Raw genomic sequence first — 7,272 nt, 5'->3', positions numbered from 1 at the left:
CTGGCTGCTGACCCCCAAGACGGGCCGTGACGGGCACATCGAGGCCTCCGACATCGCCGACGCCGCCCGCACCGCCGGCCTCGGAGGCTCGGGTGTCGGAGGCTCGGGCGTCGGGGGGCTCAGGCGTCGGGGGGCTCAGGCGTCGGTGCGTCCGAGCCGCCAGGCGGCGCCGGCCAGGGCCAGCGCGGTCCAGCCGAGGAACACCAGCAGGCCGGTGCCGGGCGTCAGGGTGTTCGCGACGTGGTGCAGGGTGAACATCGACTCGCCCGCGTTGCTGGGCAGGTACCGCCCGATGTGGTCCTGCCACGCCGTGGGCAGCAGGCTCACCAGGCCGGGGATCAGCATCAGCGAGGCCACCAGTACGGAGATCCCGCCCGCGACCGAGCGCAGCAGCGCGCCCAGCGCCGTCCCGATCACGCCCACCAGCCCGAGGTACAGCCCGGCGCCGAGCAGACTGCGCACCACGCCCGGGTCGGAGATGGTCAGCGCCGCCGGGGTGCCGGTGACGATCCGGCTGCCGATCAGGAAGGCGGTGAAGGCGCCGGCGGTGCCGACGGTGAGTGCGACCAGGCCGTAGACGACGGCCTTGGACCACAGCACCGGCAGCCGCTTGGGGACCGCGGCCAGGGTGGAGCGGATCATCCCGGTGGAGTACTCCCCGGCGGTGACCAGGACGCCGAGGACGCCGAGGGCGAGCTGCCCGAAGTTGGTGCCGAACAGGGAGAGCCGGACGGCGCTGGCGGCGGCGAAGTCGTGGTCCATCCGGCCGCCGGAGGTGATCCGGGACTTGTACTGGGCCGAGGCGATCAGGCCGAACGCCACCACGAACAGCAGGGCCAGGCCCAGCGTGATCCAGGTGGAGCGCAGCGACCAGAGCTTGGCCCACTCCGCGCGCAGGACGCGGCGGCCGGTCACCCGGTAGGCCGGGCGGGGGCGGCCTTCGGCGGCCGGCCCTGAGGTCTGGATCGGGGCGATGGTGGTCATGCCGCCCTCCCGGGGGTGTCGGGGCCGGTGGTGGTGAGCGGGCCGCTGGTGGTGGCCGGGTCGGCGCCGGCGAGCGGGTCGGTGGTGCCGGTGAGGCCGGGGCCGGTGGTGCCGTGGTACTCGACCGCGTCCCTGGTCAGCTCCATGAACGCCTCCTCCAGGGAGACCTGCCGGGAGCTCAGCTCGAACAGCGCGATGCCGTGCTCGGCGGCCTTGAGGCCGATCTCGCGCGCGGTGACGCCGGTGACCAGCAGCTCCTCGGAGCCGCTGCGGCCGGTGATTCCCACGCCCGGGGCGGCCAGCAGCTCCCGCAGCCGGCCGGGGTCGGAGCTGGCGACCTTCACGGTGTCGCCGCCGGACTGGCGGACCAGCTCCTCGACGGTGGTGTCGGCGAGCAGCCGCCCGCGGCCGACCACGATCAGGTGGTCGGCGACCAGCGCCATCTCGCTCATCAGGTGGGAGGAGACGAAGACCGTCCGGCCTTCGGCGGCCAGACCGACCAGCAGGTTGCGGATCCACCGCACGCCTTCGGGGTCGAGGCCGTTGACGGGCTCGTCCAGCATGATCGTGGCGGGGTCGCCGAGCAGGGCGGCCGCGATGCCGAGCCGCTGGCCCATGCCGAGCGAGAAGGCCCCGGCGCGCTTCCTGGCCACCGACTGCAGGCCGGTCAGCTCGATCACCTCGTCGACCCGGCGGCGCGGGATGCCGTGGGTGTGGGCCTGGGCCATCAGGTGGTTGAACGCGGTGCGGCCGGGGTGGATGGACTTGGCCTCCAGCAGGGCGCCGACCTCCTGCAAGGGGGCGCTGTGCTGGGCGTAGCGGCGGCCGTTGACGCTGACCGAGCCGTCGGTGGGCGCGTCCAGGCCGACGATCATCCGCATCGTGGTGGACTTGCCCGCGCCGTTGGGGCCCAGGAATCCCGTCACGGAGCCCGGCTTGACGGTGAAGTCCAGCCGGTCGACCGCCGTCTTCTCCCCGTACCGCTTGGTCAGCTGGTGCGCTTCGATCATCGGTTCTTCCCTCACGCTCGGGCACCGGTCGCCCCGGATCGCCTCGCTGCCCACGCTAGGCGCGACCTGGCCCGCAACCGTGGTACCCAGGGCGGGAAGGGGCCCGGACGGGTGGTACCGCGGTACTACCGGCGCAGTCGGCCCGGCCGGGGAGGCGGGCCGGCCGACGGGCCGGTCAGCTGCCCGGGGGCGCCTCGTCGAGGTGGTGGAAGCCGGGGCGGGGGTGCATCAGGAAGTCGTGGTGCGAGATGTTCCAGGCGTAGGCGCCGGCCATCGCGAACAGCACCCGGTCGCCGGCCCGCAGGCCCGGGGCGGGGGCGCGGTGCGCGAGGACGTCCTTGGGGGTGCACAGCTGGCCGGCGAGGGTGGCGCGGCCGGTGCGGGCGGCGGGGCGCGGCCACGGGTGCGGCCAGTGCTCGACCGGCAGCACCTCGAACGGCTGGTCGTGGCCGCGGGTGGCCGGGGTGCGCAGGTGGTGGGTGCCGCCGCGGACGACGGCGAAGTCCTCGCCGTGGCTGTGCTTCACGTCCAGCACCTGGGTGGCGTACCAGCCGCAGTAGGCGGTCAGGGCGCGGCCGGGTTCGATCCGCAGGGTGAGGCCGGGGTGGCGGTCGAGCAGTTTCGCCAGCCCGGTGCCGAAGGCGGTCCAGTCGAAGCGGGCGCCGGGGTCGGCGTAGTCGACGGCCATGCCGCCGCCGACGTTGACCTCGTCCAGGGCGAGGCCGTGCCGCCGGGCCAGGCCGGCCGACCAGTCGACGATGTGCCCGGCCAGGGCGGTCTGCCGGTCCGCGGAGAGGCCGCTGGCCAGGTGGGCGTGGATGCCGCGCAGCCGGATCCGCCGCCCGAGCGGACCGGCGAGCAGCCGGACGCAGTGCTCGACCCGGTCGGGGTCGAGTCCGAACGGGGTCGGCCGGCCGCCCATCGTCAGGGCGACGGAGTCCAGTGCACCCGGGTCGAGCGGCAGGTTGGCCCGCAGCAGGACGTCGGCCCCGGCGTCGGGGTGGTCGGCGAGCGCGTCGGCCAGCAGGTGCAGTTCCTGTTCGCTCTCCAGGTGCCAGCGGTGCACCCCGGCCCGGACGGCTGCGGCGATCTCGGCGGGTGTCTTGCCGGGGCCGCCGAAGGCCAGCCGCGCGCCGGGCACCACGGCCGCGACGTGCGCCGCCTCGCCGCCGCTGGCGACCTCGTAGCCGTCCACGGCGCCGCGCAGCGCGGCCAGGACGGGTGGTTCGGGGTTGGCCTTCGCCGCGTAGTACAGCTCGACCCGGGCGGGGAGGGCGGCCCGGACGGCGGCGGCGTGGGCGCGCAGCGCCGCCAGGTCGTACAGGTACGCGGGGAGGTCGTCGGGGGCCAGTGCGGCGGCGAGGCGGCGGACGGGGGCGGTGACCGTCATCGGGTGCTCCGGGCGGGGGTGCGGGTGGGGTGGCGGTCCGGCAGGCGGGCGGGGCCGGCGCCGCGGGTGGCGGGCCGGGCGGCGCCCGGGGGGAGCGCCAGCGGGGAGGGGAGCCGGATGTAGCCGGCCTCCCGGTCGGCCTTGCGCTCCCAGCGGGTCAGCAGGTTGGCCTTGGCGGGCAGCGGTACCCCGGCGAGCAGGCCGCGCAGCCTGGGCGGGCAGCCGTGCTCGTCGGCGTGGTCGCGCAGGGTCCGGCGGACGGCGGCCCACAGGGCCGGTTCCAGGCTGGGGTGGAGGTCGGCGAGGGCGGCGAGCAGTTCGGCCACGTGGTTGACCAGCAGGCAGTACACCACCCGGTCCCAGCCGCGCTGCGGGCCGTACGTCATGGGCCCGGCGACCTCGGGTGGCAGGCGTGCCAGCAGGGCGGCGTTCCGGTCGGGGAGGAGCTTGGTGCCCTCGAGGTCGCGGAACAGCACCTGGGCGGGCCGGCCGGCGGCGTCCACGCCGATCAGGACGTTCTGCAGGTGCGGCTCCAGGGCGACGCCGTGGTCGAAGTAGGCGGCCAGCACCGGCGGTACCAGCAGTCGCAGGTAGCCGCGCCACCAGTCGAGGGCCTCCTGCGGGCCGGCCCCGGCGAGCAGCCGGGAGATGTGGGCGGAGCTGGTCGGGTACTCGTCGGCGACGGCGGCGGCCAGCAGCGGGGTGACCCCGGGGCGCAGGGCGCGCTCGACGCCCTCCCGGACGATCAGCCCGAAGCCCTCGTACAGGGCGAGGTCGGGCCGGCCGTCGGCGCCGGGCAGGGCGAGGGTGCGGAAGGCCGGTTCGCGCAGCACGGTGGCGGCCGGGAAGCGCCGGGCCAGGTCGTCGAGGGCGGGGGCCAGCAGCCTGGTCAGGGCGACGGCGCCGGTCAGCTCGTAGGCGGCGTTCTTGCGCAGGCAGTTGGTGATCCGCACGTTCAGGCTGAACTTGAGGAAGGCGCCAGCGCCGTGCAGGGTGCGCACCGACGCGGTGGCGGTGAACGGCTCGCCGCCGGGGCCCAGGTCGAGGAGGTCGCCGCGGGCCAGCGCGCGCCGCAGCAGCGGGTGGTCGCGCAGGAGTTCGTACTGCCAGGGGTGGACGGGCAGGGCCCGGTAGCCGGCCGGTGCCGGGCGCAGCCCGTCCAGCAGGTCGGTGGCGTCCCGGTCGAGGCTCTCGCCGGCCAGCAGGTCGGGGCGGACGGCGAGGTGGCGCAGCTGGAACGCGGCCCGGGACTCGGGGGCGTAGGCCCGCCAGTCGCCGCGTTCGGCGGAGCGGGACTTGGGGGCGGGGTGGAAGCGGTGGCCGAACAGCAGGGCCTGCTCGGACTCCAGGTAGCGGTCGCCGCCCGCGGCGGGGCGGGCGCCGAGGCCGGCCTGGACGCCGCGGTGGCTGGAGGCGAGCTGGTCGAGGAACTCGTCGTTGGGGACGCCGGTGCGCAGGGTCAGCTCGGCGCGGACGTGTTCGGCCAGTTCGCGCCAGCCGAGGGCGCGCCAGCCCTCGGGCCGCTCCTCGAGGACCGGGCCGGTGAAGCGGTGGGCGCCGAGCAGCGAGGCGCGGCGCAGCCGGACCCGCAGGTGGACGCCGCGGCGCGGGAGCCGGATCCGGACGGCGCCGTCGGTGACGTCGCTCTGCTGCTCGGGGGTGGCGACCTCGCGCAGCAGGCAGTTGAGCAGGGTGTGGCAGACCGCCTCCTCGGCGGTGGGCAGCGGCGCGGCGGGCAGTGGCGCGGTGCCGGCCGCGGGTGGGGCGTGGTGGCCGGGTGGGGCGGCCGGGGCCGGCCGGGCGCTGGGTGCGGGGTGCGGCTGGGGCATCAGTGACTCCGACGCTGGCGGGGACGGGGACGGGTGAGGCCGGACAGCGGGCGGACCGGGTGCCGCGGCTGCGGCGGGGCGGTGAAACTACCCGTCCCCGTGCGCGCGACACCCGCGGTCACGGCCGGCGCCGGTCCGGGCGGTCCGGGAGCAGGTAGTTGGGACCGCTGGTGTAGTGCTTGTTGATGTCGGCGGCGCCGGAGCGTTCCTTGCTGAGCAGGGTCCCCGCGGTGACCATGGCCTTGACCGGGAGCCGTTCGGCGTCCAGCAGGGCGGCGCGCAGTGGTTCGCCCGCCGGTCCGAGCCGGTTGACGGCGCTCTCCAGGCGGCGGCGCAGCAGGCCGAGGGCGGTGGCGCGCGGGACGCGGCCGTGCGCGGCCAGGCCGAAGGCGAGCGCGCCGGAGCACAGGTGGCCGGTGATGGTGGTGAACAGGTCGGTGAGCGGCCGGTCGGTGTCCCCGAAGATCCGCCGGTCGTCGAACTCCTCCGGTTTCGGGGCGGGTTCGCCGAGCGCCGCGGCCATCCGCGGGCCGTTGACCCGCAGGCCGTCGTTGTCCTTGAGGAGCAGGCGCAGCCGGGTGCGGCCGTCCGGCCGGTCCAGGACCAGGGAGGTGTTCTGCTGGTGGGACTCCAGGGCGATGCCGTGCGCGAAGAGCGTGGTGTGCAAGTCGAACAGGGCGGTCAGCAGAGCGTCGTAGAGCGCGAGCGGGTCGCCGTCGTAGTAGCGGTCGGCGACGTGGTCGACGACCAGGCGCCCGCCCGGGGCGTCCGCCAGCAGCGCGGCCAGCGGGACCGTCAGGGCGTCCTGCAGCCCGGCCGGGTAGCGGCGCAGCAGCACGGCGAGCAGTTCGTGGCCGCCCTCCGCGTAGCTCTGCTCGTCGGCGTGCAGGACGGTGTCCGCGAACCGGGGGGTGCGTGCGAGGACGCTCTCCAGCAGGCGCTGGGCGGCGGCGCCGTCGGGCAGGACGCCGGGTTTGATGGTGCGGCGGTTGCGCAGGCCGAGGGTGGCGGTGGGGAGGGGCAGTTTGAGGTGGTGGGCGGGGTCGCGCACCACGGCCACGGTCCGCATCGACAGGGTGGGGCGGACCTCGAGGTACGGGCGGGCGGCGAGCCGGGCCCGGCCGTCCAGGCCGGCGGCACGCAGTGCCTGGTCCAGCGGGCCGTCGGCGGTGAGCGGGTGGACGGGGATGATCACCTCGGGTTCGGTGGACGGCGGCAGGCCGAGCGAGGCGGCGGTGGGCCACCATGCGGGGAGCGGTGCGAAGGCGTGGAGGTGCGCCGCGGCGGCCGGCAGGGCGAGCCAGCGCAGCAGGAACGAGGGGTGGAACTCCGGTGCGTAGCGCATCAGTTCGCGCTCGCCGAGGCCGCTGCGGCCGCGGGCGGTCGGGTACACGGGGTGGTCCAGGTGGGCGGCCAGGGTGTCCTGGGCCAGGGCCGCTCCGAGGCCGGTCCAGCCGGCCGGGGAGGCCCCGTAGCGGGCGGCCAGGTCGGCGTGGACCGTGGGGCGGGCGGCGGCGTGCAGGGCCATGGTGGCGAGGGTCTGCCGACACTCATCGGCGAAGGCGTGGTAGCCGTCGCGGTCCCGCGGGTCGGCGAGTTCGCCCAGCGCGTCCACGATGGCTGCGGGCGAGGTCAGTTCGGCTCCGGCGACCTGGAGCAGCGGCAGCCGGGCGGTGTCCTCGCACTGGAAGCCGTCCCGGGTGATGGGCAGACCGACGGTGACGCCGTCGAAGTCGAGCTGCAGCCAGCGGCCGTCCGCGCGGTGTTCGGGCGTGCTGCGGGTGCGCAGGCCGAGGACGTCCTCGCGCAGCAGCGCCGCGAGTACCCGCCGGGTCAGTTCCTGTTCGACGGTCACGGCGCGATCCCCCACCGGTCGCCGGCGGTCCGCGCCGCGCTCGGGCGGGGCGGACCGGACGGGTCGGGCCGGGAGGGGCCGGGCGGACCGGGCCGTCCGCGGCGGGCACGGCGGTGCGGGGCGGTGGGGCTGGGGCTGGGGCTGGGGACGTGCAGGTGCAGCCGCATGGACGCGCCGGGTCCTCTCCGGTCCGAGGTGGTGCGG

5 protein-coding genes and 1 pseudogene are annotated in these 7,272 nt (G+C 76.3%); 1 reads left to right on the top strand and 5 read right to left on the bottom strand.

Annotated elements, in window-relative coordinates:
- A pseudogene (locus AB0D08_RS32125) lies at positions 1 to 82 on the top strand (DUF3052 family protein); the annotation flags it as partial.
- A gap of 53 nt (positions 83 to 135) precedes the next feature.
- Here AB0D08_RS32125 and AB0D08_RS32120 read toward each other — a convergent pair.
- The 5 genes from AB0D08_RS32120 to AB0D08_RS32100 all read right to left on the bottom strand — a co-directional run bounded on the left by AB0D08_RS32120 (position 136) and on the right by AB0D08_RS32100 (position 7,068).
- On the bottom strand, positions 136 to 984 hold the full coding sequence (locus tag AB0D08_RS32120; protein WP_033822265.1) for an ABC transporter permease: 849 nt from the start codon (positions 982 to 984) through the stop codon (positions 136 to 138).
- Entirely contained in the window at positions 981 to 1,994 is a 1,014-nt protein-coding gene (locus AB0D08_RS32115; protein ID WP_082526776.1) for an ATP-binding cassette domain-containing protein, read from the bottom strand. Before AB0D08_RS32115 ends, AB0D08_RS32120 begins: the two co-directional genes overlap by 4 nt.
- A gap of 175 nt (positions 1,995 to 2,169) precedes the next feature.
- Entirely contained in the window at positions 2,170 to 3,384 is a 1,215-nt protein-coding gene (locus tag AB0D08_RS32110) for a type III PLP-dependent enzyme (RefSeq protein WP_359893778.1), read from the bottom strand.
- Positions 3,381 to 5,213, bottom strand: coding sequence for an IucA/IucC family protein (locus tag AB0D08_RS32105; protein ID WP_359893776.1), 1,833 nt, complete (start codon positions 5,211 to 5,213; stop codon positions 3,381 to 3,383). The genes AB0D08_RS32110 and AB0D08_RS32105 overlap by 4 nt, the downstream gene beginning before the upstream one ends.
- Before the next feature lie 118 nt (positions 5,214 to 5,331).
- A complete protein-coding gene (locus tag AB0D08_RS32100; RefSeq protein WP_359893774.1) occupies positions 5,332 to 7,068 on the bottom strand; it encodes an IucA/IucC family protein in 1,737 nt (578 codons plus the stop codon).
- Positions 7,069 to 7,272: the final 204 nt, after the last annotated feature.

It is taken from the genome of Kitasatospora sp. NPDC048540 (assembly GCF_040651175.1).
Taxonomy (GTDB): Bacteria; Actinomycetota; Actinomycetes; order Streptomycetales; family Streptomycetaceae; genus Kitasatospora.
The sequence above is the reverse complement of the archived record's forward strand: the minus strand, read 5'-3'. Positions and strand labels throughout refer to the sequence as shown.

Coding starts and splice junctions, on each gene's coding strand:
- AB0D08_RS32105 (WP_359893776.1), bottom strand. CDS start 5,213: ATGCCCCAGCCGCACCCCGCACCCAGCGCCCGGCCGGCCCCGGCCGCC.
- AB0D08_RS32110 (WP_359893778.1), bottom strand. CDS start 3,384: ATGACGGTCACCGCCCCCGTCCGCCGCCTCGCCGCCGCACTGGCCCCC.
- AB0D08_RS32115 (WP_082526776.1), bottom strand. CDS start 1,994: ATGATCGAAGCGCACCAGCTGACCAAGCGGTACGGGGAGAAGACGGCG.
- AB0D08_RS32120 (WP_033822265.1), bottom strand. CDS start 984: ATGACCACCATCGCCCCGATCCAGACCTCAGGGCCGGCCGCCGAAGGC.